We start from the raw sequence: 22,529 nt of genomic DNA, 5'->3' as shown, positions 1-22,529 counted from the left end.
ATCGAGGACGTCGAACCATCCCCGCTGCGGCGCGCGCCCTACAGCGATCGTCATGGGTGGGAAAACCGCGAGCTGTGGGTTACCGGGCGATGGTAACAACGTTCATTGGCGCTGCGAGACGGGTTTTGACGGCCTGACACGCCACGTCACCATTGCGTTTTTAAGTACTAATGCCTAGTCCTCCCCAGAGGGGCGCGCGGGGGAGCGAAGATGGCAGGCCCTCGGATCCTGCCCTGCATGGCATCGGCCTCCGCCGCCAAGGCTGCACCCTCCTCTGATCTGCTTGAGCAGGCGGTGGTGGGCTCCCGCCGTCTCTCCAATGTGTTGGTGGCCGCTGTGGTCAGCACGGGGGGACTGGGTTTTCTCCTGACCAGCGCCTCGAGCTACCTGGGCAAGGATCTGCTGCCGATCGGCCACCCGGCTGCCCTCTCCTGGGTTCCCCAGGGACTGGTCATGGGCCTCTACGGCATCGCCGCCGCCCTGCTCTCCACCTATCTCTGGGCCGTGATTGCCATCGATGTGGGCGCCGGCAGTAACAGCTTCAATAAAAAGAGTGGTCAGCTGACGGTCACCCGCCGCGGCTTCCGCGAGTTGATCAGTGTCAGCACTCCCCTCAAGGAGATCCAGGCGGTCAAGGTGGACGTGCGCGACGGCCTCAATCCCCGCCGTCGTCTGGCCCTGCGCGTTCAGGGTCGCCGCGATCTGCCCCTGACCACCGTCGGTGAGCCGATGCCGCTGGCGGAGCTGGAGCGCGGCGGTGCTGAGCTGGCCCGCTTCCTTGGGGTTCCCCTGGAGGGCGTCTGAGCGATGGTGCGCTCCCTTCTTCTAGCCCTCTTGCTGGTCCTCAGTCCCTTTGGACTGGTGGCCTGCGCCGCCCCCTCGCCGACGGCGAGCTACGGCTGCGGAACAGCGGGAGTCCCCTGCCTGCAGGGCAAGGCCCTGGTGGAGCTCAAAACCAGCAAGGGTGTTGTTCAGCTGAGCCTGGACGGGGCGGAGGCCCCCCTGACCGCTGGCAACTTTGTCGATCTGGTCCGCCGCGGCGCCTACAACGGCACCGTCTTCCACCGGGTGGTCAAAGAGCCGATTCCCTTTGTCGTTCAGGGCGGCGACCCCCAGAGCTCCAAGCCCGAAACCCCTGTCTCGGCTCTGGGAACCGGCAGCTTCATCGACCCCTCCAGCGGCCAGCCGCGCTTCATCCCCCTGGAACTGCTGTTTGAGGGTGAATCCGGCCCCCGTTACGGGGAGATTGTGACCAGTCCAACCCAACAGCAGCGTCTGAAGCTGCCCCATGAGCGCGGCTCCCTGGCGATGGCCCGCTCCAGTGATCCCAACTCAGCCAGCGCGCAGTTCTACATCGCCCTGCGGGCCCTGCCTGAGCTCGACGGTCGCTATGCCGTCTTTGGCCGGGTGACCAAGGGGATGGATGTCGTCGATCAGATCAACCAGGGCGACAAGTTGATCAGCGCCAGCGTCCTAGAGGGCGGAACGCTGGTGCGCGACGCCAATTAGGCGGGAACCCGCTTGTCCAGGCTGGTGACCTTCAGGTAGGCCGTATTCACTCCGGAGGCGCGCTCCAGAGCGATGCGGCCCGTGCGGGCAATCTCCAGGATTCCGTAGCTCTCGAGCACGTTCTCGATGGCCACGAGCTTGCCGGGGTCCCCCACGACTTCGATGACCAGAGCGCTGTCGGCCACGTCGACAACCTTGGCGCGGAACACCTGCACCAGATCGAGGATGGCGGCGCGGTTTTCCGGCGGTGCCGAGACCTTGATCAGCATCAGTTCCCGCTCCACCGAAGGGATCGGGGTGAGGTCGGTGACCGCCAGCACGTTCACCAGCTTGTCCAGCTGTTTGGTGAGCTGCTCGAGGGTTTGGGCGTCACCGTCCACGACCATCGTCAGACGGGAGTGGCCGCGCTTCTCGGCCGGGCCGACGGCCAGGCTTTCGATGTTGAAGCCGCGACGGGCGAACAGACCAGCGATGCGGCTGAGGGCACCGGATTCGTCTTCCACCAGCACCGAGAGGGTGTGCTTCATGCCCAGGGCTGTTCGCGTGGCTGACCGCTCCCCAAGTTACGTGCCAGCCAGGTGGTCACCACCCTGTTGAACAGTTCAGGGTGTTCGTCGTGGGGACAGTGCCCCAGCTCCTGAAGCAGCTGGAGCTGGAGATCGCTCTTGTGGGGCTGCAGTTGCCGGCTGATCTGGGCTGGGACCAGGCGGTCCTGGCTGCCCCAGAGCACCAGCAGTGGTTGCTGCATCCGTTGCAGCAGTGGGGCGGCGGTGGCTTCGCGGGGGCGCAGGGCCATGCCGATGCTCATCGCCCGCAGGGCCTGGGCCGCCTGGGGACGCAGGGCCGGCCGGGCGATCAGCCGCCGCAGTTCGCCGTCCACCGCCCCCTGGTCCTGATAAGCGCTGCGCAGCCCGAGATCCAGCAGTGGTGTTCGTGCGATCAGGGGGACCAGCAGCTCCAGCGGCAGGATCCGACAGAGGACGATCACCAGCCGGCGCTTCCAGGCCCGGCGCCAGCGGGGCCGCCGCCGCCGCAGGGGCATCAGCAGCGTGGGATCGGGCAGCGGGGCCGCCACGACTCCCTGCACCCAGGTCGGAAAAAAGACGGCGCAGGTCACGGCCACCAGGCTCCCCAGGGAGTTGCCCACCAGGACCGCCGGTCCCTGGACGACCTGCTCCAGAAAGCCCTGGAGTTGCCGCGCCCAAAGCCTGTTGTCCAGGGGGCGATGGCGACGGTGCCGCGGCTGACTGGAGTCGCCAAAGCCCACGAGGTCGATGGCATAGACGCACCAGCCGGCCTGCGCGAAGGCGGCGGCGTTGTGGCGCCAGTGGCCACTGGCGGCACCAAAGCCATGGATCAAGACCAGCGCAGGTGCGCTCCGCTCTCCGACGACGCGCCAATGGCAGGCGTGGCCTTGCCAGTGCCAGGTCCCGTGCTCACCCCAGTGCACCCCCGCAGAGGCAGGCTGGAGATTCAATCGCGGTGGCGCAGTCACAGTGGCCGACACGGCTAGCCCAGCTCACTATTGCGAAGGGGCCGCGCAACTGGTGCTGGGGCCGGGCTTTTTTCGGCCGCAATCCCGTCCCTCTCGGGATGCGGGAGTCCTGCTGAGCCGGTGGCTGACCCGGGAGAGGCCCGGGCGGGTGCTCGATGCCATGGCCGGCTGCGGCATTCGCGCCCTGCGTTATGGCCTGGAGGGGCGGGCCCAGGAGGTCTGGGCGAACGATGCCGACGGGGATCGCCTGCCCCTGCTGCAGGAGAACCTCCAGCCCCTGGGGGACCGTCGTCTGGAGATCAGTGCCCGCACGGCCCAGCACCTGCTGGCCGATTGCTTGATGCAGCAGCGGCGTTTCGATCTGCTCGACCTGGACGCCTTTGGCTGCCCCACAGCCCTGGTTCCCTTGGCGCTAGAGGCCCTGGAGTTCGGGGGCGTTCTCTACCTGGCCAGCACCGACGGTCGCTCTCCGACAGGCCATGACCGCCCCGCGGCGATCCGCTCCCTGGGGGCTGCAGCGCGGGCCCATCCCTCCAGCTGGGAGCTGGCCCTCCGCCTTCAGTTGGCGGTGGTGGCCAAGGCCGCCTGGGCCCTCGGCCGGGGCATCCGGCCCCTGTTCTCCTTTAGTGAGGGCCGCACCTTCCGGACGGCCGTTCAGTTGTTGCGTCGCCCCCAGCCCCGGGAGGAGGAGCAGTTGGGGCTCTGGGCCTACTGCCATCGCTGCGCGGAGCAGTCCCAACAAAGCCTGCTGCGGCTGCGCCGATGGCCGCCCTGCGCCTGCGGTGATGACTCGGCCGCTCCCCTGGCAATTTCGGGGCCCCTCTGGCTGGGCCCCCTGCAGGACCCGCTGGTTCTGCAGGAGCTGCTTGAGGAGTCCCAGGCCCTGCCCCAGCAGAGCCTGGCTCCGGCGAGCCGCCGTCTATTGGAGGGGCTGCGCGCTGACGACGGTTTGCCGGTGTCGTGTTGGCCGCTGGATGTGCTGGCAAAACGTCTGGGGGGCGGCCCGCCCCGCTTGGATGCCTTGATCGACGGCCTGCGCTCGGAGGGCTATGAGGCCAAGCGCTCCGGGGTGATGTCTGCTCAGTTCCGCTGCAATGCGCCCTTCAGACGCGTGGTGGAGCTGGCTTCTGCGCTAAATAGGTAGCCGTTACGGCTTGGGTTCATGGCCTCGGAAATCTTCGGCACCGCAGCGCTGTTCTGGGTTCTGATTCCCCTGGGTCTGGTGGGCGGCGCCCTGCTGCTGAAGCTCCAAGGCGACAACTGATCCCTGATCGCGGGCCGGTTCGGCTCGCCTTTAGGCTCGGGCGTCTTTCGAGTCAGCCCGATGCAGGTCCTGGTGATCGGTGGAACCGGAACCCTGGGTCGCCAGATCGCGCGTCAGGCCCTGGATGCCGGCCATCAGGTCCGCTGCATGGTGCGTTCGCCGCGCAAGGCGGCCTTCCTGCAGGAGTGGGGCTGTGAACTGACCCGCGGCGACCTGCTGGAGCCCGACAGCCTCGATTACGCCCTAGAGGGGCAAGAGGCTGTCATTGATGCCGCGACGGCGCGGGCCACGGATGCGGGCAGTGTCTACGACACCGATTGGACCGGGAAGCTCAATCTCCTGAACGCCTGTGAGCGCGCCGGGGTGAAGCGTTTTGTCTTCCTCTCCCTCCTGGGGGCCGAGAAGCATCGCGATGTCCCGTTGATGGACATCAAGCACTGCACCGAGCAGGCCCTGATCGATTCCGACTTCGACTACACGATCCTGCGCGCTGTGGCCTTCATGCAGGGCCTGATCAGTCAGATCGCGATTCCGGTTCTGGAAAGCCAGACCGTCTGGGTGAGCGGCACGCCGACCCCGATTGCCTATATGAACACCCAGGACCTGGCCCGCTTTGCGGTGGCCGCCCTGGCTCGCCCGGAGACCAGCCGCAAGGCCTTCCCGGTGGTGGGAAATCGGGCCTGGAGCACCGGTGAGATCACCCAGATGTGTGAGAAGTACACCGGCAAGAGTGCACGCGTGATTCGCGTGCAGCCCTTCCTGCTGCGGTTGATGCAGGGCTTCAGCTCCTTCTTTGAGCCCGCCGTGAACGTGGCGGAACGCCTGGCCTTCGACAAGGTGATGGGCGGTGGCGAGCCCCTGTCGGCTCCGATGGAGGAGAGCTATGCCGCCTTCGGCCTGGACCCCGCGGAGACCACCGAGATGGAGGCCTACCTGAAGGAGTACTACGACACGATCCTCAAGCGCCTGCGCGACATGGAGGCCGATCTGGATAAGGACGCCAAGAAGAAGCTCCCCTTCTGACCCCTGGCGCAACGAGTGGTGCGCTTGTACTATTAATTCAGTGTTGAGGCAGCTCGGTGGCCATTGCTCAGATCAAGAACCTGCAGCGTCGTCTCGGTTTGCTTGAGCAAGAGGCCGTCGAAGAGGTCAGCCGCGCCTGCGGCAGTGATCTCTGGCAGACCGTCGGTTTTGACGTAGTCGACAGCATGGAGGATGCCGATCGCCGTGCCCGCGCCAACTACTACTACGGGCAACTTCAGGTGGTGCGTGAGCTGAAGGACGCCCTGGGCTAGGCGGTGAGGGAGCGGATCGGGACACCGCAGGAATAGAGGTGTCCCGGAACCAAGGCGACTAGAGCGAGTTCATGGTCTTGATGGCAGGCCTTGCTCTTGGTCACAAACGCAGCCGCGTCATTCGCTCCCCAGACCAGCTCGCCTTTGGCCTCTTCCCGGTACTCCTCCCAAAGCTCAGCAAATTCCTCGCCATCGGCTCCGTTGAGCAGGGCCTCAATCGCTTGCTCGGGTCCGATCTCTTCATGCAGCACGAAGAGCTGTTGGATTAAGGGGTGATCCACGGTGCGGGAGATGCGCAGCACCGATCCGATCGTTCCAATCGCCGTCGCGTAGACCCGGGTGGGTGGTTTGCGGGCATCGATCACGGCCACAGGCAGCGCAAGGGACCAGCTCGCCTGCGCTTCTGCCTGGCGGGCGATGTCCGCTAGCTCCTCGCGCACGCTCTCCACCAGAGCCTGGATGCCGCTGTCCTTTGCCATGGCAGCAGTCTCTAGCGCCCCCAGTCATCGAGGATCTCCATCCTGGCGAAGCCCAGGGGTGCAGCAGCAGGGTTGGGGCCCGCTGGCAGGGCCTCGACTGCAAAGAGATAGAGGTCGTTGAGGGAGGGGTTGTTGGGTGGCCGCAGGACCACGGTCAGGGTCGAACCCGCGGGCGGTGGCTCGGGAAACTCCACTCGCATGATCCGTTTTTGTTCATGGAACTGGGCGCGGACCGGAATCGCTGTCCCCTCTTGGCGCGGGCGCCCGAAGAACGCCGTGGTTTGTGTGGGGTCAATCCAGAAGGTCTGATCGCTGCCTGAGGTTTGGGTGATCACCAGTCCACCGAGATCTGCCCCGGCGTTCTGCGCCAGTGAGACGGTGAAAAAATATTCAGGCCCCCCCTGGTCGACGAGCCAGTCGTAGTTGGTGAACTCCACCCTCCAGGGGGGCTGGGTGAAATAGCTCTGACCGTTGAGTTCAAGGGATCGGCCAGGCGTCGTAGCTCCCAGGCTCAATGCCCCGAGCAGGAACCAGCGCAGGACCCGTGCCATCCGTTGCTTAGGCCGCGAGATCCTTTTGCTGTTGCAGGCGCACGCGGTGGGCCACCAGCTTTTCCTGTTGGCGCAGTGCTTCGAGTTGCTCGCTGGAGACCCGAGGGTTGTGCACCTGCCAGTCCCGGTCGGCGGCCGCCTGGTCTGCAGTTGAAGAACCGTGCTGTTCCATGTCTCACCGCTTGCGCCTTGACCACTCCAGCACTAACAGGCCAGTCCTTGGGCGGGTCTTCATGTTTGCGTAAGGCCCGGTATTTCTGCTCTGGACACCACTCTTTCCCTCGTCGTAGGAAAAGAACCACAGCCAGAGGAGGGGACGATGGCTGATCAACGGCACCCAGAATCCGGAAGCTGCGAACGGAGGACCTGCCTGAAGTGGCAGCCCAGCGGCGAGCTCTCAGAGCATGACTTCGCCAGCCTGATGGACCTGTTGCTCGTGGCCGATCAGGAACTCCACGCGGACGATCACTGCGACCTCAAGAGCGCCTGAGGAGCTGTCAGCGCAGGACCGCAGCCCGTTCTTGCTCTTGAGCGCGGGCTAGGTCTTCGCTGAGGACCAGCAGGGCCATGCCCATGAGGGCGAGGGCAGTACCGCAATCCTGATGGCTGCTGCGCTCGATCAGTCGGGCCGTTTGCAGATGTTGGGCCCAACTCAGCTGCATCGGATTGCATCTGCAAGACCATCACTCTCAACTGCGCGGACGAGGCGGCGTGGCTTTGCTTACAACCTGAAACACTGACAATCGCGCTGACTCGTAGCTGCTGTTACGTCTTGCTTGGTTCAGCCCGATACGTTTCCATCAGTCATCGACTGAAGGCGCAATGTCCAACGCGATCGAACTCACGGTTGGTCAGCAGTTTGAGATTGAGCGTTTCAATCGCGCTCTGGATGCCACAACGGATCCGGACCAATTGCGCGATCTAGCCAAGCAATTGATGCAGGCTTGGCAGACCCAAAAGGCAGCCACCAAGTGGGCGATCGAGCACCAGCAGGGCCTCTCCTGCTAGGAGAGCCAGTCCAGGGGTAGGGAGAAGGTGAGGACCCCGTGGGTATTGCTGGTCGGTCCTGGAGTGATCGCAACGCAGGCCAGTTCGCGGTCTTTCCAGGCCTCCCGAGATTTGGCCACAAAGGCTGCAGAATCGCCGACGGACCAAACCGCATGGCCCTTTTCTTCGCGCTCTTCGCGATAACGCTCATAGACCTCGGTGAAGGCCTCCGCCTCGGAACTATCGAGGAATTCCGTTAGGGCTCGCTCTGGGTCACTCTCCCTGGCTCGCTTGAGAAAGGACTGCAGTAAGGGGTGATCGAGGGCACTACTGGCCACCAGCACTGAATTGATCGTGCCGACGTGGGTGGTGACCACCTGCGGAGCGCTGTTTCGGGCATCGATCACAGCGCAGATTGTGGAGAGGGACCATTCCCGTTCCGCCTTGACCAAATTGGCTGGCGCGCGCAGCAGTTGGCGCACATCGCCCACGAGGTTTTTGACGAACTGCTCGGAATCCCCCATCGCCCGATCTCCCCCTTTGGCAGACCGTAGCGATTGCGGAGCCTGGATGAAGCGATTAGGACTACCGGGCGCGGCCTCGATTCAGGCGAATGCTGGTTTTAAAAATCACCAACGCCTCCAAGGTCGTTGCGGCCAAAACCAACCGCTTGTTTGAGGCGCTGACCCCCGACCGCCTGGACCAGAAGCTGGTGGAGGAGCAGGTGATGAAGGGCCTGATCGAGCAGCTCAGGGCCGAGGGCATTGAGGCCGAGGTCGCCCTCGTGGATGGCCTGGATTTCGGTACCAAAGGGGTCTTGGTGACTGAGCGCCTACGCACCAAGCACCGGGAACGCATCTAGCGCCGTTGGCGCCACTGCCAGAAGGTGCGGATCAGCTTGCGGTGGGGTGGTGTGACATCCACCATCGGCCGTGGGGCCGCTTGGCGGTACAGGTTCTCGAAAAACGGCTCCAGCGGAGTCCCCTGGAAGGGATTGCGTTGTTGCGCGGCGACCGTCTGCTCGGCCTCCTTGCGCAGGCGCCGGAGTGTCGGGATCAGCATCAGGCTGACCACCAGCGCCATCAGCAGCAGATAGGGCAACAGGCTGGCCAGCCAGATCGTGGCCACCACGGCGGCGCAACCCTGCAGCAGGACCGTGATCCAGCGGGGGCGTTGGCGGCCAGGTAGCTGTTTCACCGAATCAGTCCGTGAGCACTGCGTGGAAGTTGCAGACCTTGCTCAGGCTGTCCTGGTCGCAAAAATCAATGCTGTTTTTGGAGCGCTGCAGCCGCAGCTGAGAGGAGAGAACGGCAGTGCTGACCAGCAGGACCCAGAAGCTGAGCACCGCTGCTGTTCGAAGCAGATCCCCAGCGCTCCTCAATGCTTAGCTGCTCCCGGCATGGCCTTTGTGCGCCAGCACAACGGCAACTTCACGGATCAACTCTCGCACTCCATAGAGAGCCAGAGCGCTCACAATGCCTGCAACCAGTAGGGGCACGGCGTAGTCCATGGGGAAGCGCGCGCGTTTCCCCTGTCTTATCTCCGGAATTTGGCTTTGGCGACGCCACCCTTCCCCCAGCCTCCAGCGCGGCCCGACTTTCCGCCCCCCGCGCGGCCGCCCCGGCCTGATTGCAGCAGGGATTGAAGCCGTCGATCTTCGTCGTCATTGACCGATCGCCACTGGCCCGGTGCCAGCCCGTCCAGGCTGAGAGGTGGGCCTCCATCCATCAGGTCCATCGCCACCCGCAGCAGCCGCAGGGTGGGCAGTCCGACGGCCGCGGTCATCCGCCGCACCTGCCGGTTACGCCCCTCCCGGAGCTCCAGCTGCAGCCAGCTGGTGGGGATGCTCTGGCGCACGCGAATGGGTGGATCACGCTCGGGCCAACCCGGGTCCTGCAGGGCCTGCGCTTGGGCGGGCAGGGTGCGTTGGCCCTGAATCACCAGCCCTGAGCGCAGGGCGTTGAGGGCATCCTCGCTGGGAATGCCCTCGACTTGGCTCCAGTAGCGGCGCCAGTGGCCCCAGGAGGGATCGGTCAGCCTCTGCTGCAGTCTTCCGTTGCTGGTCAGCAGCAGCAGGCCTTCGCTATCGGCATCCAGCCGCCCCGCTGCATAGACACCGGGAACCTCGATGTAATCGGCCAGGCAACCCCAGCGACTGCCCTCTTCAGGGGTGAACTGACTGAGAACGCCGTAGGGCTTGTGGAACAGGAGGGTGGTCAGGGTTCAGGAGGCCTGGCGAGCCTTCCAGAGATTCACAACCCCGATCGAGATCATCAGCAGACCCAGATCCATCGAAACGGGGGGGAGAACCATGCCGGCTGCCAAAACAATCGTGAGCCGCGACCCTAGCGACAACTAAGCTGTGGAGAGCACTTGGGTTGGCCACTAGCAGCAGCGCATGATTGAGACCTCCGGCGTCATCGAGAAGGAACAGGGCAACGGGTTCTACCTGGTCACCCTCGAGCAGCCCGCTGGCCACCAATGCCTCTGCCGCGCCGCCGGCAAGCTGACCAAGTTCCGCATCAAATTGCTGGCGGGCGACAAGGTGCTGGTGGAGATCAGCCCCTACGACCTGAGCCGCGGTCGCATCACCTACCGCGAGCGCAACGCCAACGCCGGCCCCCGTCCAGGTGGAAACCGTCCTGGCGGTCCCCGTCGCCGTTGATCACTCTTCAACCCCTGGCCAGAGCGGCCAGGGGTTTTTTGTGGGCCGTGCCGCCTAGAGCAGGCTTTCGATCGCCGCCTTGAACTCGCTGCGCTGCTTGACCCCGCGGAACTGTTGCTTGAGTTCCTTGTTCAGGAAGACCTGAACGGTGGGTGTGCCGCTGACACCGGCCTGCTGCGCAATCTCCTGTTCGGCCTCGATGTCGATTTCGATGCCCTGGGCCTGTCCTCCCAGTTCATCCAGGACGCGCTTGAGTTGCGGTTTGAGCACGTGGCAGGGGCCGCAGGTGGGTGAGGTGTAGACGACCACCAGCGGTTTGGTGCTGTCGTGATACAGCTTCCTCAAGGCAAAACTTCCCTTCTGCCACAGGGCATCGCTGCTGAAGTTGTCCTCATCGCTGACGGCCGTGCGCTTGGTTTCGCCCACCTCGGCTGGATCGACGGGCTCATGGCTGACGGTGACCGCCAGGTCCTTCTCCGTCAGCCAGCGTTCGGCGGCGAGGGCGGCCTGGCAGCCGCTACCGGCGGCCGTGATCCCCTGGCGCCACTCCGCATCGGCCACGTCTCCGGCGGCATAGACCCCCTCAAGGCTGGTCTCGGGGCGCCCCGGCTGGGTGATCAGGTAGCCCTTGCCATCGGTGCTGAGCTGCTCGCGCACCAGGCGGGTGTTGGGGGTGTGGCCGATGGCATAGAACATGCCCCGCACGGGGAGCTCTTCGCTCTGGCCGGTCGCGGGATCCTTGAGCTGGATCGCCTCGAGCCACTCGCCACCGCTGCAGTCCGCCACCTGACGGTTCCAGTGCACCTGCACCTTGGGGTTGGCCAGCACCCGGTCTGCCATGGCCTTGCTGGCGCGGAGCTTGTCGCTGCGCACGATCAGGTGGACGCGGCTGGCGTATTTGGTCAGATAGACCGCTTCTTCGCAGGCGGAGTCGCCTCCGCCGACGACCGCCAGCTCCACATCCCGGAACTGCGGGGTCGCACCATCACAGATGGCGCAGGCGCTGATGCCGGCGTTCCAAAAGCGCTGCTCGCTGGGGAGGCCCAGGCGATTGGCGCTGGCACCCGTGGCCAGGATCACAGCGTGGGCCTGGATGGTCTGCCCGTCCGCCTGGATCCGGAAGGGGCGCTGGGAGAGGTCGATGGCCTCGGCGTCGGCCTCGATTAAGCGGGTGCCCCAGCGGACGGCCTGGGCCTTGACCCGGTCCATCAGCTCGGGGCCGAGGATTCCATCGGGGAAGCCGGGGAAGTTCTCGACGTGGGTGGTGGTCATCAGCTGACCGCCAGGGATTCCGCCGTCCTGAAAACCCGTGATCACCACAGGGCTGAGGTTGGCCCGGGCGGCGTAGATCGCTGCGGTGTAGCCGGCGGGGCCGGAGCCCACGATGACGAGGTTTTCAACCGATCCGGGCGCGCCAGCGGCCATGGCCTAAAGCGGAATGACTTCGCTTTAGTTTAGGGATCTCCCTGGCGGCGATTGGGGAGGGGCTGGACGGTTGTCCGTATCCCCTTCGCCAGAGCAAATAAACGGGAAGGTCTAAAGATTCTCTTTAGATTTCAAGCAGGCCGTCGGATTCGTTGCTGGTTTCGTTCTCTGAACCCTTCTCGAAGCTGGGCACCATCAAGACCTGGTCCAGGATCAGTTCGGGCTGGTCGTCGGCGCAGAGGATCCATTCCCGGAACTCCTCTGTCAGGGCGTAGCTGTCTTCATAAAGCTCGCGATCATCCAGGTAAGCGATGCGAGTGACGGCCCAGTTGCTTGCGACCGAGATGCGCCGTTGGGTTGAACCGTGCATGGTTCTCCGTGCGGTTGAGACCAGGTTGGCGGCTGGCGTGCCGCTTTCCGGGCTTGATTCGCACAAATTCGCATTCAGTGCTGAATATTCGATGTAGTCATTGCTGCATTAAAAAGTCAGGAAGGCGTGGTCCTCGCACCCGAATCACCCCTCCGGCACCATCCTCGACGGCCTGCAGCGGCAAACTGGCGCCTCGGTTTTGTCCACTTGCTTCTTCCGGAGCGTCGCTGCTTTTCGGCCTCAGGACGTAGGGCTCGCTCAGGGACCAGGTCCGGGCGTACTGCATCAGCAGCGGATCGGCTGGGGCAAAGACGTAGGAGGGGTGCCGCGGCACGCTCTCGGCGCTGGCCCGCTCTCCATTCATGCGTACGGCTCGGGTGATGGCCTGCACGAAGCGAGTGCGGGTGACGACGGTGGTGAGGTAGGCCACCACCCGCAGCCTCGGTGCATCGAAGCCCTCGGCGCACATGTCGATGCTCACCAGCCAGTCGGAATCGCCCGCCTTGAAGCGCTCCATGCGTTCTGCGGCTTCGGGGTCTTGGGAGTGCACCAGTTGAACCCGGTCCCCTTCCTCCTCCAGCAGTCCGCAAATCCGGCGGGCATGGGCAATGTCACGGGCCACCACCAGGCCGCCCGCCTCTGGATGCTCGCGCCGAACGGATTCCAGCCGTTTGCGGGCATTGAGCAGCAGCCGCAGGGCGATGCTGCTGCTGTCCCCCAGGCGAATGGCGCGCCGCAGGTTCCGCGCCCGCCAGCTCTCGCGCTCTTCCTGGGAGAGGGGCGAGCGCTCGGTGTCTGACAGTTCCCCCTGCCGGCCGTGATCCACCCAGCCGTCCTGGAAGCGGAATTCCAGGGGGCGCACGTCACCGGCCTGGATCAATTCCCTGGGCTCGACACTCAGATCAGGAGCGATCTGCTCGACCCACTCCTGGCCGTCATGGACCTGGATCCGCCGGGCGGCACAGAAGCCGAGGTTGTCGGCTCGAAACGGCGTCCCGGTGAGCCCCAGGCGCAACTGGGCGCTCTGGCTGAGCCGGCTAAAGGCATGGCCCCAGGCCGTGGCCTCCGGTTCCTCCGGGTCGACCCCGAGGTGGTGCACCTCATCGGCGATGGCCAGCCAGGGACCCCAGCCCCACTGCTTGAGCTGCTGCTCCAGGGACTCCAGGTTGCGGCCCGCCGCCTGATAGGTGAGCAATAGGCCCTGGCTGTCCGCCAGGTCGCTGCCGCAGAGGCCCGGTTGCCAGTCCTGGATCTTCAGGTTGAGCCGCTCGGCAGAGGCAATCCACTGGGCGGCGATGGAGCTGCGGTGGCAGAAGACCAGAAAGCGCTCCAGCCGGCCTTCTCGAAGCAACCGTTCAAAGCTCAGCAGGGCCCCGAGGGTTTTGCCGGCCCCGGGCCCGGCGTTGATCAGAACATCGCTGCCCCGGTTGGTTTCCAGCCGGCGCCGCAGCAGTTGGATCAGCTGGGTCTGCCACTGCCGCGGTTGCAGGTTGCTGAGCGGCCGCTGCTCAACAGCCTTGGCGGCAGCCGGAGCGCGCCGGGGAACGCGCAGGTCGAAGGACAGCGATGGCATGCCGCCATTGTGTGGCGATTCGGCCAAAAAAGTTGGGCACTTCTACCTATTCGCATTGGCGCTGGAGGCACTAACTTCCGGCCATCACCCGCTCCCGGGCTTTGCCCCTGTTGCCCATGGATGAGCGTTTTCTGTTTGCACTCACCCCAGACGAGCTTCGGCAGCGCTTTGAGGAGGCGCTGTCTCTGGAATGCGATCTGGACCCAATGATCCTGCGGGCGCGCCAGTTGCGCCGACAGGGCTCCAGTCCCCAGGCCCGCTGCTTAGAACAGGAGCTTCTGCCCCTGTTCTGAGTCCATGCGAGTCGCGGTCACCGGCGCTTCCGGCAAAACCGGCTGGAGAGTGGTCGCCGAGGCCCTGGCCCGCGGTTTCGAGGTTCGGGCGATCGTCCGACCTGGCTCAGTCCTCCCACCTGGTTTGGAGGGAGCCGAGGTGCATCGCCTCCAGCTGAACGACAGCGCGGCCCTGCAACAGGCCCTGCGCGGCTGCGATGCCCTGGTCATCGCCACCGGGGCTCGACCCAGCATTGATTTGTTGGGGCCCCTGAAAGTCGATGCCCTTGGCGTGCGCCAGCAGCTGGAGGCTTGCCGCTCCGTTGGCCTCAAGCGCCTGGTGCTGGTGAGTTCCCTCTGTGCGGGCCGTTGGCTGCACCCGCTGAACCTCTTTGGCCTGATCCTGGTCTGGAAACGCCTCGGCGAGCAGTGGCTCGAACAAAGCGGGCTAGAGGTCACGATTGTTCGCCCGGGGGGCCTCAAGGAAGCCGAGGAGGACATCGCCGCGCAGGAGCTGCGCTTCTCCGGTGCTGATCAACAGGAGGACGGCAGCCTTCCGCGCCGCCTGGTGGCCCGGGTTTGCCTGGATGCCTTGGAGGTCCCAGCCAGCGCGGGACGCATCATTGAGATCACCAGCACTGTTCCGGACGTTCCGGCCCCTGAACCCCCTGCGCTTGCCAGCTGGTTGGCTTGAGAACGCTTACGGCCGTATGCGAATCTGCCTCCACCCAGGGTCGAGACATTGATTCGTGTTTTAGTGCCAAGGGAGTGCCGTCCTGGTGAAACCAGGGTCGCGGCCACTCCCGAAACCGTGCGCCGTTTGGCGGCACGCGGCTGCACCTTTGTCGTCGAGCGGGGCGCTGGTCAGGCCAGCGGTTACGACGACGCGGCCTATGAAGAGGCCGGTGCTGCGCTGACGGACCCCAGTGCTGAGCAGTGGTCTCAAGCGGACGTCGTTCTGACGGTCCAGGGTTCGGATCTGGCCCAGAAGCATTCCCCGAAAGCAGGAGCCCTGCTTCTGGGTTTGCTGGAGCCCCACGGCAACGACGCCCTCAAGCAGCGTTTTCAGTCCGCTCAGGTGAGCGCACTCGCCCTTGAGCTGCTGCCTCGGATCAGCCGGGCCCAGAGCATGGACGTGCTCTCCTCCCAGGCCAACATCGCTGGTTACAAGGCCGTTCTGCTCGCTTCGGCGGCCCTGGATCGCTACGTGCCGATGCTGATGACGGCCGCGGGCACGATTCAGCCGGCCCGCGCCCTGATCTTGGGTGCCGGCGTGGCGGGCCTTCAGGCCCTGGCGACCGCCCGCCGCCTGGGCTCCGTGGCCTACGTCAGCGACGTTCGCCCCGCCGCCAAGGAGCAGGTGGAGTCCCTCGGTGGCCGCTTTATTGATCCGCCTGAGTTGGATCAGAAGCCCGGCGAAGCCGGTGGCTACGCCAAGCAGGCCACAGAAGCCTTCCTCGCTGAGCAGCGCCGTCAACTCACCGAACAGTTGGCCCTGGCCGACATGGTCATCTGCACGGCCCAGGTGCCGGGCAAGAAGGCGCCGCGTCTGATCGATGACGCGATGCTGCAGCACATGCGTCCCGGCAGCGTCGTGGTTGACCTGGCGGTCGCCCAAGGCGGCAACTGCGAAGGCACCGTGCCCGGCCAGACCGTCATCCGCCACGGCGTTCAGCTGATCGGCGGCGATGGCCTGCCCTGCAGCGTGGCCAACCACGCCAGTGCCCTCTATGCACGCAACATCGCTGCGCTGCTTGAGCTCTTGCTCAACACCACCGCCGAGGGTGCCTCCTCGGTGAACCTCGATCTGGACGATGAGATCGTCTCGGGCTGCCTGTTCAGCCACAACGCCCCTGAATCTGCCGGAGGTGCTGCATGAGCAGCCTGAATGAAGCCCTTTGGGTGCTGCTGCTCGGCAGCCTCCTGGGTCTGGAACTGATTGGCAAGGTGCCCCCCACCCTGCACACCCCTCTGATGAGCGGCGCGAACGCCATCAGTGGCATCACCGTGCTGGCCTCCCTGACCCTGATCGCTCAGGCCCAGGGCAACCCCGGGATGTTGATCCTCGGCGCGGTCTCCCTGGGCTTTGCCCTCTTCAACGTGATCGGGGGCTTCCTCGTGACCGACCGCATGCTCGCCATGTTCAGCCGCAAGAAGTCAGGAGCACGCCGATGAGTGGCCTCGCGCTGTTTGGTTATCTGATTGACCTGCTGGCGGTCCTGCTGCTGGCCCTGGGCCTCAAGGGCCTCTCCAAGGTTCGCTCCGCCCGCTCCGCGAACGGACTGGCTGCCCTGGCCATGGGCCTGGCCGTCGTTGGTCTGTTGATTCAGCTGGCGCCCTCGCCGGTGGCTTGGGTCTGGATTGCCGTTGGCACGGCCGCTGGCGGCCTGCTGGGTCTGATCACGGCTCGCCGGGTGCCGATGACCTCCATGCCGGAGACCGTCGCCCTCTTCAACGGCTGCGGTGGCATGGCCTCCCTGCTGGTGGCCATTGCGGTGGCCCTCTACAACTCCGCTGAGTCGGACATGGTGGCCCTGGTGTCCATCGTGATCTCGGTCTTCGTCGGTGCGATCACCTTCAGCGGCTCCATCGTTGCGATGGGCAAGCTGCAGGGCTGGATCGACACCCCCGGTTGGACCCAGAGCCAGGTGCGCCATGGCGTGAACATCGCCATCGCCGTTGCCGCTCTGGTGGGTGCCTTCGCCCTCCCCGGCGATCCCGCTGGCTCGTCCCTGTGGCTGCTGGTGGTGGCCTCGAGCCTGCTCGGCATTGGCGTGACCCTGCCCATCGGCGGTGCCGACATGCCGGTGGTCATCTCGTTGCTGAACTCCTATTCCGGCGTGGCGGCTGCCGCCGCTGGCTTCGTGGTGGGCAGTCAGCTGCTGATCGTGGCGGGCGCCATGGTCGGTGCCGCTGGCCTGATCCTCACCCAGGTGATGTGCGACGGCATGAACCGCTCCCTGGTGAGCGTTCTCTTTGGTGGTGCCCTGGGCGGCGCTGCTCCGGTTGGTGGTGGCGGCGAAGAAGCCGGCTACACCCGGATCGTCAGCTGCAGCCCCGAGGAGTGCGCCATGGCCCTCGAGAGCGCTGAGCGCGTGGTCTTCGTCCCCGGTTACGGCCTGGCCGTGGCCCAGGCCCAGCACGCCCTGCGCGAGCTGGCCAAGATGCTCGAAGCCAATGGCTCCGAGGTCAGCTACGCCATCCACCCGGTGGCCGGCCGCATGCCGGGTCACATGAACGTGCTGCTGGCGGAAGCCGATGTGCCCTACGAGCAGCTGCTCGAGATGGACACCATCAACCCCGAGTTCCCCCGCACCGATGTGGTCATCGTCCTGGGTGCGAACGACGTGGTGAACCCCGACGCCAAGAACGATCCCAACAGCCCCCTCTACGGCATGCCCGTGCTTGAGGTGGACGGGGCCCGTCAGGTGTTCGTGGTCAAGCGCAGCATGGGCGCCGGTTATGCCGGCATCAAGAACGCCCTGTTTGAGCTGCCCCAAACCGCCATGGTCTTCGGCGATGCCAAGGCTGTGCTGCAGGGCCTCTGCGCTGAACTGCGCAGCCAGGGCGTCGGTAAGGGCGCTTGATTCGCTCCTCGCCAATGAGCAGCATTGGGGGCCCTCGGGGCCCCTTTTCCATGGACGGTGAGCCTCCCTTTGAGCCTCGCTTCCCCTGGCTGAACGGCGATCTGCAGACCCTGCGGGACACCTTCCGCTCGGATGCCCTTCCCCCCGATCAGGGGCAGCCCTTGCCCTTTGATGTGGGCAATGGCGATCAGCTCCTCGCCAAGTGGGATGCCCCCCTCTCCGGGCCGGAGCCCCTTGGCCTCGTGCTGTTGATGCATGGCCTGGGGGGATCGAGCCAGCGCGGCGGACTGCGGCGGATGGGTGACACCCTCCAGCGCGCCGGCTTTGCCGTGCTCCGGCTGAACATGCGCGGCGCAGGCGACGGCCGTGCCCTGGCCCGCGGCACCTATGCGGCCAACAGCAATCGCGATCTGCTGCCGGTCCTGCGCCAGGCCCGCAGCTTGGCCGCTGGCCTCCCCCTGCTTGGGATGGGGATTTCCCTGGGCGGGACCAAGCTGCTCAATGCCCTGACCTCCAGCTCACTGGAGCGCCGCACGGCCGGTCTCGATCCCCAGGCGCCACTGCTGGATGGCCTGGTCACCATCAGCACTCCAGTCGATCTGGAGAGCTGCTCCCGCCAGATCGAGTTGCCCCGCAACCGCCTCTATCAGCATTGGCTCTTGAAGCGGCTGGTGGCCCAGACCCTGGCCGATCCGTTTGGGGTGACGGACGCCGAGCGTCAGGCCCTGGAGGGGCCCCTCGAGAGCATCCGAGCTTTTGATGCGGCGATCACGGCTCCCCGTTGGAGCTATGGCTCGGTGGACGACTACTACCGCCAGGCCAGTCCCCTCTGGCGTCTCCAGGAGCCCCGGATCCGGCGAGAGCTGCCCCCCTGCCTGCTGATTCACGCCGAGGATGATCCCTGGGTGCCCGTGGAGCCCACCAGAAGCCTGGAAGCCTTCCAGGATGAGCGCTTTCAGCTGCTCGTGACCGCCAAGGGCGGCCATAACGGCTTCCACGGCCGCGGCGGTTGCTGGACCGATCAGCTCACCGCCCGCTGGTTTCAGGCCTTGCTCGCCTGAAAGGGCATCCGTTTGACAATCCACTCCTCGATGGGCGCGCCGCCGATGACGTGCTCCTTCAGGATTCGCTCAACGCGCTCAGCGGTGACCCCGCCGTAGACGATTCCCTCGGGCCAGATCAAGAGCACCGGACCCTCGGCGCAGATGCGGAGGCAATCGGCCTTGCTGCGCAACACGATCCCTTCAGGGCGGGCTGGATCCTCCAGGCCCCACTCCCGCACCAGGCGCTTGAGGGCAGTCCAGCTCTCAGGGCCGACCGTTGGATCGGGGCTGCAGAGCGCCTTTGCCGGGGTGGCGCAGAGCAGCAGGTGGTGCTGAATCAACGGCTGGCTCAAACAGAGACGGCTGCAGCTTCACGCACCGCCTGACGGGACCAGCTGTCGACCGCCAGCACGTCGTCCAGGGAGGGATGGGCCATGAGGTCAGCCTTGTGGCGATCGCAAACCCTGTCGATCAGCTTCGGGATGTCGAGGAAGTGGATCTTCTCCTCGAGGAAGAGCGCCACGGCCTGCTCGTTGGCGGCATTCATCACCGCGGGCATCGTTCCCCCGGCCCGGCCGGCGGCATAGGCCAGTTCCATGCAGGGGTACTTGGCGGGGTCGGGCTTGCGGAAGGTCAGTTGCCCCACCTCGGTCAGATCCAGGCGGCGCCAGGGGGTCTCCAGGCGCTCCGGCCAGCTCAGGCAGTAGAGGATCGGCAGCTTCATGTCGGGCCAACCCAGCTGGCCCAGCACGGAGGAATCCGCCAGCTCCACCATCGAGTGGATGATCGACTGCGGGTGGATCACGATCTCGATGTGGTCGTAGTCCAGACCGAAGAGGTAATGGGCCTCGATCACCTCCAGACCCTTGTTCATCAAGGAGGCGGAGTCGACGGTGATCTTGCGACCCATGCTCCAGTTGGGGTGGCTGGTGGCATCGGCCACGGTGGCCTTGTGCAGATCCGCCGCATCCCAGTCGCGGAAGGCACCGCCGCTGGCGGTCAGTTGAATCCGGCGCAGGCCCGGCGTCGGCACACCGGTGGAGAGCCGGGCGGTGTCAGCCCAGGGGGTGCCCTGCAGGCACTGGAAGATGGCGGAGTGCTCGGAGTCCGCGGGCAGCAGGCGCGAGCCGCTCTTGGCGAGCTCCGGCAGCACCACTGGACCAGCGGCGATCAGGGTCTCCTTGTTGGCCAGGGCCAGGTCCTTGCCGGCGCGGATCGCCGCCAGGGTGGGCAGCAGGCCGGCGCAGCCCACGATTCCGGTGACCACCAGGTCGGCGCTGGACCAGGCCGCGGCGGTGCAGAGCCCGTCTGTGCCGCCCACCAGCTCCGGCAACTTGGCGGGGCGCTCACTGGCGGAGAGGGCCTGGAGCCGCTCCTGCAGGGCCGGGAGTTTGGCTTCATCCGCCAGGGCCACCACCTCAGGGGCGTGCTTCTGGATCTGGCGGATCAGCAGATCGAGGTTGTTCCCGGCCGTCAGGGCGACGACGCGGAAGCGATCGGGGAACTCCTCGACGATCTCGAGGGTTTGCGTACCGATTGAGCCTGTGGAGCCGAGCACGGAGAGGGCTTTCACGGCGGAGCTCCAGGGATCAGCGGCCAGTTTCCCATTTCCAGGCGCGTAGCGTTGCCGGCACTCCTTTGATCCGCGATGGCCGAGCAGAACCCGGCGGCGCCCCAGCGCTGGCCCTACGTCCTGGGATGTGGCTTCGCCATGGGCGCCGCCGATGTGGTCCCCGGGGTCTCGGGGGGCACGATGGCCTTCATCCTCGGCATCTACGGCACCCTGCTGGAGGCTGTCTCGGGCTTTGACTTCGAGCTCCTCGGCCTCCTGCGACGCGGCGCCTGGGCGGAGGCCGCCGAGCGGGTGCACCTGGGCTTCCTGCTGCCCCTGCTGGCTGGCCTGTTCGGTTCAGTCCTGGTGCTGGTGCGTCCGATCACCTGGCTCTATGTGAACCAGCCGGCCCTGCTCTTCGCCTTTTTCTTTGGTCTGATCGTCGGCTCGATCGTGTTGATCGCCCGCCATGCCCATTGGGGCGCCGCCGGCCTGGTGGCGATGGTGGTTGGTGTGGCGGCGGCGCTGCTGCTGGTGACCCGTACGCCGGTGACCATGCCCCACGACCCCTTCACGATCTTCTGGAGCGGGGCCGTGGCGATCATGGCGATGATTCTTCCGGGCGTCTCCGGCTCCTTTCTGCTGCTGGTGCTCGGCCAGTACCAGTACGTGATGGAAGGGGTGAAGGCCCTGGATCTGGCGACCCTGGTGCCCTTCGCCCTGGGCTGTGCAACGGGGCTGCTGCTGTTTGTGCGTCTGCTGAGCTGGCTGCTGAAGCGCTGGCATGGCCAGACCGTGGCCCTGTTGATGGGTTTCATGGCCGGCTCCCTCTGGAAGATCTGGCCCTTCCGCACCGTGCTGGAGAGCACCACCAACGCCAAGGGCAAGTTGATCGTCCTGCGGGATGCCCTGGCGGCGCCCCCCAGCGGCTCGGCCTTCGCCCTGGCCCTGCTGCTGATGGGCCTGGGTGTGCTCTTGGTGTTGGGCCTCGAGCGGATTCAAGAGCGGATGGGCGCCGCGGAAATGGGCGGCTGAGTCCAATCCGTTGATGCAGCTCCCTTGCCCCGCCGGTGAAACTGGGGGCTGCTTTTTGCTGCCCCGATGACGTCCCACGAGCGTGGTCACCCCCCCGAGCAGTGGGGGTCATCCCTGGGCTTCGTGTTGGCCGCCGCAGGCAGCGCCGTCGGTCTGGGCAATCTCTGGGGCTTCGCCTATCGGGCCTCCCAGGGGGGCGGCGCGGCCTTTGTGCTCCTCTACCTGCTGATCGTCTCGCTGGTCTGTCTGCCGGTGCTGGTGGCCGAGATGGTCCTGGGGCGCAGCACGGGCCACGCCCCCCTGCTAGCTCCGATCACCGCCGGCGGTCGCCGCTGGGCCCCGCTGGGTTGGCTGTTCCTGGCCGCCGCGATGGGGATCCTCAGTTACTACGCCGTCCTGATGGGCTGGACGGGCCGCAGCTTGATCCATGCCTTGAGTTCGCCGCTCCCAGCCGACATTCCCGCGGCGGAGCGCTTCTTCGCCGGCATCAGCAGCGGCGGTGATGCGGTGCTGGGGCACCTGATCAGCCTGGCCCTCACCGGGGTGGTGGTCGCCGCCGGCATCAAGGCCGGCATTGAGCGCCTCACCCGCTGGGCCATGCCCCTGCTGTTTCTCCTGCTGCTGGCCCTGGCGATCTGGGCGGCCTTTCTGCCCGGAGCCCATGCGGGCTACAGCGGTTTTTTGCTGCGCTGGGATCCCAGCAAGCTCACGGACCTGGGCACGATCCGCAACGCCTTCACCCAGGCCTTTTTCTCGATCGGCACCGGCATCGGCGCGATCTTGGCCTACGCCACCTACCTCGATCGCAAGAGCGCTCTCCCCGGTGAGGCCGTGGCGGTGGTGGGGATGGACACCGCCGTTGGCCTGATGGCCGGCTGCATCACCTTCCCGCTGGTGGCCAGCTTTGGTCTGGTGGATGTGGTCAGCGGCAGCACCGTGGGCACCCTCTTCATCAGCCTGCCGACGGGCCTGGCCTCCCTGGGGGGCGGTGGCCGGGTGGTGGCGGCTGTCTTCTTCCTATTGGCCTACGTGGCTGCGATCACCTCATCGGTCTCGCTGCTGGAGGTGCCGGTGAGCTCGTTGATGGATCGCCTGGGCTGGAGCCGCTCGCGGGCCGTCTGGCTGATGGTGCTGCTGATTGCCGTGATCGGCCTTCCTTCTGCTTTGGACATTGGGGTGCTGGAGCGGATGGATGCCCTCTTTGGCGGGGTCTGCCTGATCGCCGGTGGCCTGCTGATGGCCCTGCTGCTGGGCTGGCAGGTGCCTGATCGCTTCCGCAGCGATCTGCTGGAGTCGGGTTCCTCGCCTGAGCTCGTTCGTCTGCTGCGCTGGTCGCTGCGTTGGATCTCGGTGCCGGCCATCAGCCTGGGCCTGCTGATCTCGATCATCGATCTGGCCAAGAGCTGGAGCGGCGCTGGCGCTTAACT

General features: G+C 65.7%; 33 protein-coding genes. 18 read left to right on the top strand and 15 right to left on the bottom strand.

The genetic code is table 11. From position 1 onward, the window contains the following. Window positions 1–237 precede the first annotated feature (237 nt). A complete protein-coding gene (locus QZ189_RS01990; RefSeq protein WP_029626171.1) occupies window positions 238–804 on the top strand; it encodes a photosystem I assembly protein Ycf4 in 567 nt (188 codons plus the stop codon). A 3-nt stretch (window positions 805–807) separates the two neighbouring features. Then, window positions 808–1,509: a peptidylprolyl isomerase gene (locus tag QZ189_RS01985; RefSeq protein ID WP_247477331.1), complete on the top strand. Its 702-nt coding sequence runs from the start codon at window positions 808–810 to the stop codon at window positions 1,507–1,509. On the opposite strand, the gene ilvN is transcribed toward QZ189_RS01985, so the two are convergent. Further along, entirely contained in the window at window positions 1,506–2,036 is a 531-nt protein-coding gene (gene ilvN / locus QZ189_RS01980; RefSeq protein ID WP_010315670.1) for an acetolactate synthase small subunit, read from the bottom strand. The two genes, QZ189_RS01985 and ilvN, sit on opposite strands and share 4 nt — an antisense overlap. After that, the gene (locus QZ189_RS01975) at window positions 2,033–2,986 is read right to left on the bottom strand and encodes an alpha/beta fold hydrolase (protein ID WP_296415670.1); all 954 of its coding nucleotides are present in this window, start codon (window positions 2,984–2,986) and stop codon (window positions 2,033–2,035) included. The genes ilvN and QZ189_RS01975 overlap by 4 nt, the downstream gene beginning before the upstream one ends. Before the next feature lie 19 nt (window positions 2,987–3,005). Between QZ189_RS01975 and QZ189_RS01970 the strand changes: the two genes are divergently transcribed. Genes QZ189_RS01970 through QZ189_RS01955 form a run of 4 tightly spaced genes read left to right on the top strand, consistent with a single transcriptional unit; the run spans window position 3,006 to window position 5,563 of the window. Beyond that, window positions 3,006–4,148 (top strand): N2,N2-dimethylguanosine tRNA methyltransferase, encoded by a 1,143-nt coding sequence (locus QZ189_RS01970; protein ID WP_296415669.1) that lies wholly within the window; start codon window positions 3,006–3,008, stop codon window positions 4,146–4,148. A gap of 18 nt (window positions 4,149–4,166) precedes the next feature. Beyond that, a complete protein-coding gene (gene petM / locus QZ189_RS01965; protein WP_010315676.1) occupies window positions 4,167–4,268 on the top strand; it encodes a cytochrome b6-f complex subunit PetM in 102 nt (33 codons plus the stop codon). Between the two features lie 60 nt (window positions 4,269–4,328). After that, on the top strand, window positions 4,329–5,291 hold the full coding sequence (locus QZ189_RS01960; RefSeq protein ID WP_010315679.1) for an NAD(P)H-binding protein: 963 nt from the start codon (window positions 4,329–4,331) through the stop codon (window positions 5,289–5,291). A gap of 56 nt (window positions 5,292–5,347) precedes the next feature. Next, window positions 5,348–5,563, top strand: a complete 216-nt coding sequence (locus QZ189_RS01955) for a hypothetical protein (RefSeq protein ID WP_010315681.1) — start codon at window positions 5,348–5,350, stop codon at window positions 5,561–5,563. Here QZ189_RS01955 and QZ189_RS01950 read toward each other — a convergent pair. Genes QZ189_RS01950 through QZ189_RS01940 form a run of 3 tightly spaced genes read right to left on the bottom strand, consistent with a single transcriptional unit; the run spans window position 5,560 to window position 6,765 of the window. Continuing rightward, a complete protein-coding gene (locus QZ189_RS01950; RefSeq protein ID WP_010315683.1) occupies window positions 5,560–6,042 on the bottom strand; it encodes a hypothetical protein in 483 nt (160 codons plus the stop codon). The two genes, QZ189_RS01955 and QZ189_RS01950, sit on opposite strands and share 4 nt — an antisense overlap. An 11-nt stretch (window positions 6,043–6,053) precedes the next feature. Then, complete coding sequence (locus QZ189_RS01945) at window positions 6,054–6,593, bottom strand: DUF2808 domain-containing protein (RefSeq protein ID WP_296420721.1); 540 nt, start codon at window positions 6,591–6,593, stop codon at window positions 6,054–6,056. A gap of 7 nt (window positions 6,594–6,600) precedes the next feature. Further along, window positions 6,601–6,765 (bottom strand): hypothetical protein, encoded by a 165-nt coding sequence (locus QZ189_RS01940; RefSeq protein WP_296415665.1) that lies wholly within the window; start codon window positions 6,763–6,765, stop codon window positions 6,601–6,603. A gap of 147 nt (window positions 6,766–6,912) precedes the next feature. On the opposite strand from QZ189_RS01940, the gene QZ189_RS01935 reads away from it, so the two are divergent. Further along, complete coding sequence (locus tag QZ189_RS01935) at window positions 6,913–7,083, top strand: hypothetical protein (RefSeq protein WP_010315690.1); 171 nt, start codon at window positions 6,913–6,915, stop codon at window positions 7,081–7,083. Between the two features lie 7 nt (window positions 7,084–7,090). Here QZ189_RS01935 and QZ189_RS01930 read toward each other — a convergent pair whose 3' ends face one another. Further along, complete coding sequence (locus tag QZ189_RS01930; protein WP_296415663.1) at window positions 7,091–7,255, bottom strand: hypothetical protein; 165 nt, start codon at window positions 7,253–7,255, stop codon at window positions 7,091–7,093. A 160-nt stretch (window positions 7,256–7,415) separates the two neighbouring features. Here QZ189_RS01930 and QZ189_RS01925 point away from each other — a divergent pair, with 160 nt between their 5' ends. Next, complete coding sequence (locus QZ189_RS01925; protein ID WP_010315693.1) at window positions 7,416–7,601, top strand: hypothetical protein; 186 nt, start codon at window positions 7,416–7,418, stop codon at window positions 7,599–7,601. Here QZ189_RS01925 and QZ189_RS01920 read toward each other — a convergent pair. Then, window positions 7,598–8,104 (bottom strand): hypothetical protein, encoded by a 507-nt coding sequence (locus tag QZ189_RS01920; protein WP_010315695.1) that lies wholly within the window; start codon window positions 8,102–8,104, stop codon window positions 7,598–7,600. The genes QZ189_RS01925 and QZ189_RS01920 overlap by 4 nt on opposite strands. An 89-nt stretch (window positions 8,105–8,193) precedes the next feature. Here QZ189_RS01920 and QZ189_RS01915 point away from each other — a divergent pair, with 89 nt between their 5' ends. Then, entirely contained in the window at window positions 8,194–8,442 is a 249-nt protein-coding gene (locus QZ189_RS01915) for a hypothetical protein (RefSeq protein WP_010315697.1), read from the top strand. On the opposite strand, the gene QZ189_RS01910 is transcribed toward QZ189_RS01915, so the two are convergent. The 3 genes from QZ189_RS01910 to QZ189_RS01900 all read right to left on the bottom strand — a co-directional run bounded on the left by QZ189_RS01910 (window position 8,439) and on the right by QZ189_RS01900 (window position 9,800). Then, a complete protein-coding gene (locus QZ189_RS01910) occupies window positions 8,439–8,777 on the bottom strand; it encodes a hypothetical protein (protein WP_010315700.1) in 339 nt (112 codons plus the stop codon). The genes QZ189_RS01915 and QZ189_RS01910 overlap by 4 nt on opposite strands. A gap of 4 nt (window positions 8,778–8,781) precedes the next feature. Then, the gene (locus QZ189_RS01905) at window positions 8,782–8,925 is read right to left on the bottom strand and encodes a hypothetical protein (protein ID WP_247477340.1); all 144 of its coding nucleotides are present in this window, start codon (window positions 8,923–8,925) and stop codon (window positions 8,782–8,784) included. A 191-nt stretch (window positions 8,926–9,116) separates the two neighbouring features. Continuing rightward, window positions 9,117–9,800, bottom strand: coding sequence for a pseudouridine synthase (locus QZ189_RS01900; protein ID WP_296415687.1), 684 nt, complete (start codon window positions 9,798–9,800; stop codon window positions 9,117–9,119). A gap of 178 nt (window positions 9,801–9,978) precedes the next feature. Here QZ189_RS01900 and infA point away from each other — a divergent pair, with 178 nt between their 5' ends. Further along, window positions 9,979–10,245 (top strand): translation initiation factor IF-1, encoded by a 267-nt coding sequence (gene infA, locus QZ189_RS01895; RefSeq protein ID WP_010310444.1) that lies wholly within the window; start codon window positions 9,979–9,981, stop codon window positions 10,243–10,245. A 54-nt stretch (window positions 10,246–10,299) separates the two neighbouring features. Here the strand turns inward: infA and trxB are convergent, their stop codons facing one another. The 3 genes from trxB to QZ189_RS01880 all read right to left on the bottom strand — a co-directional run bounded on the left by trxB (window position 10,300) and on the right by QZ189_RS01880 (window position 13,613). Beyond that, window positions 10,300–11,670 carry a thioredoxin-disulfide reductase gene (gene trxB, locus QZ189_RS01890; protein WP_296420718.1) on the bottom strand — a complete coding sequence of 457 codons (1,371 nt, stop codon included), beginning with the start codon at window positions 11,668–11,670 and terminating at the stop codon, window positions 10,300–10,302. Window positions 11,671–11,794: 124 nt separating this feature from the next. Next, entirely contained in the window at window positions 11,795–12,040 is a 246-nt protein-coding gene (locus QZ189_RS01885; protein WP_010315719.1) for a hypothetical protein, read from the bottom strand. A 97-nt stretch (window positions 12,041–12,137) separates the two neighbouring features. Beyond that, window positions 12,138–13,613: a DEAD/DEAH box helicase family protein gene (locus tag QZ189_RS01880; RefSeq protein ID WP_010315721.1), complete on the bottom strand. Its 1,476-nt coding sequence runs from the start codon at window positions 13,611–13,613 to the stop codon at window positions 12,138–12,140. A gap of 101 nt (window positions 13,614–13,714) precedes the next feature. On the opposite strand from QZ189_RS01880, the gene QZ189_RS01875 reads away from it, so the two are divergent. The 6 genes from QZ189_RS01875 (at window position 13,715) to QZ189_RS01850 (ending at window position 18,533) form a co-directional block, all read left to right on the top strand. Then, window positions 13,715–13,906 carry a hypothetical protein gene (locus QZ189_RS01875; protein WP_010315723.1) on the top strand — a complete coding sequence of 64 codons (192 nt, stop codon included), beginning with the start codon at window positions 13,715–13,717 and terminating at the stop codon, window positions 13,904–13,906. Between the two features lie 4 nt (window positions 13,907–13,910). Continuing rightward, complete coding sequence (locus QZ189_RS01870) at window positions 13,911–14,579, top strand: SDR family oxidoreductase (protein WP_010315726.1); 669 nt, start codon at window positions 13,911–13,913, stop codon at window positions 14,577–14,579. Between the two features lie 63 nt (window positions 14,580–14,642). Continuing rightward, the gene (locus QZ189_RS01865) at window positions 14,643–15,764 is read left to right on the top strand and encodes an NAD(P) transhydrogenase subunit alpha (protein ID WP_247477348.1); all 1,122 of its coding nucleotides are present in this window, start codon (window positions 14,643–14,645) and stop codon (window positions 15,762–15,764) included. Then, complete coding sequence (locus tag QZ189_RS01860) at window positions 15,761–16,060, top strand: NAD(P) transhydrogenase subunit alpha (RefSeq protein ID WP_010315729.1); 300 nt, start codon at window positions 15,761–15,763, stop codon at window positions 16,058–16,060. Before QZ189_RS01865 ends, QZ189_RS01860 begins: the two co-directional genes overlap by 4 nt. Next, window positions 16,057–17,472, top strand: a complete 1,416-nt coding sequence (locus QZ189_RS01855) for an NAD(P)(+) transhydrogenase (Re/Si-specific) subunit beta (protein WP_010315731.1) — start codon at window positions 16,057–16,059, stop codon at window positions 17,470–17,472. Before QZ189_RS01860 ends, QZ189_RS01855 begins: the two co-directional genes overlap by 4 nt. Before the next feature lie 50 nt (window positions 17,473–17,522). Beyond that, window positions 17,523–18,533, top strand: coding sequence for an alpha/beta fold hydrolase (locus QZ189_RS01850; protein WP_296420715.1), 1,011 nt, complete (start codon window positions 17,523–17,525; stop codon window positions 18,531–18,533). Here QZ189_RS01850 and QZ189_RS01845 read toward each other — a convergent pair. Together QZ189_RS01845 and QZ189_RS01840 are read right to left on the bottom strand one after the other, a co-directional pair. Beyond that, a complete protein-coding gene (locus tag QZ189_RS01845; RefSeq protein ID WP_296420713.1) occupies window positions 18,515–18,856 on the bottom strand; it encodes a (2Fe-2S) ferredoxin domain-containing protein in 342 nt (113 codons plus the stop codon). The genes QZ189_RS01850 and QZ189_RS01845 overlap by 19 nt on opposite strands. An 8-nt stretch (window positions 18,857–18,864) precedes the next feature. Beyond that, window positions 18,865–20,088, bottom strand: a complete 1,224-nt coding sequence (locus tag QZ189_RS01840; protein ID WP_247477357.1) for a 1-deoxy-D-xylulose-5-phosphate reductoisomerase — start codon at window positions 20,086–20,088, stop codon at window positions 18,865–18,867. Between the two features lie 75 nt (window positions 20,089–20,163). Here QZ189_RS01840 and QZ189_RS01835 point away from each other — a divergent pair, with 75 nt between their 5' ends. Both QZ189_RS01835 and QZ189_RS01830 read left to right on the top strand, forming a co-directional pair. Beyond that, complete coding sequence (locus tag QZ189_RS01835; RefSeq protein ID WP_247477359.1) at window positions 20,164–21,102, top strand: DUF368 domain-containing protein; 939 nt, start codon at window positions 20,164–20,166, stop codon at window positions 21,100–21,102. Between the two features lie 66 nt (window positions 21,103–21,168). Next, window positions 21,169–22,527 carry a sodium-dependent transporter gene (locus tag QZ189_RS01830; protein ID WP_296415653.1) on the top strand — a complete coding sequence of 453 codons (1,359 nt, stop codon included), beginning with the start codon at window positions 21,169–21,171 and terminating at the stop codon, window positions 22,525–22,527. Window positions 22,528–22,529 lie beyond the last annotated feature (2 nt).

It is taken from the genome of Vulcanococcus sp. CPBay_Sum15L08_68 (genome assembly GCF_017855895.1).
GTDB lineage: Bacteria > Cyanobacteriota > Cyanobacteriia > PCC-6307 > Cyanobiaceae > Vulcanococcus.
This window is presented reverse-complemented; position numbering and strand designations above follow the sequence as displayed.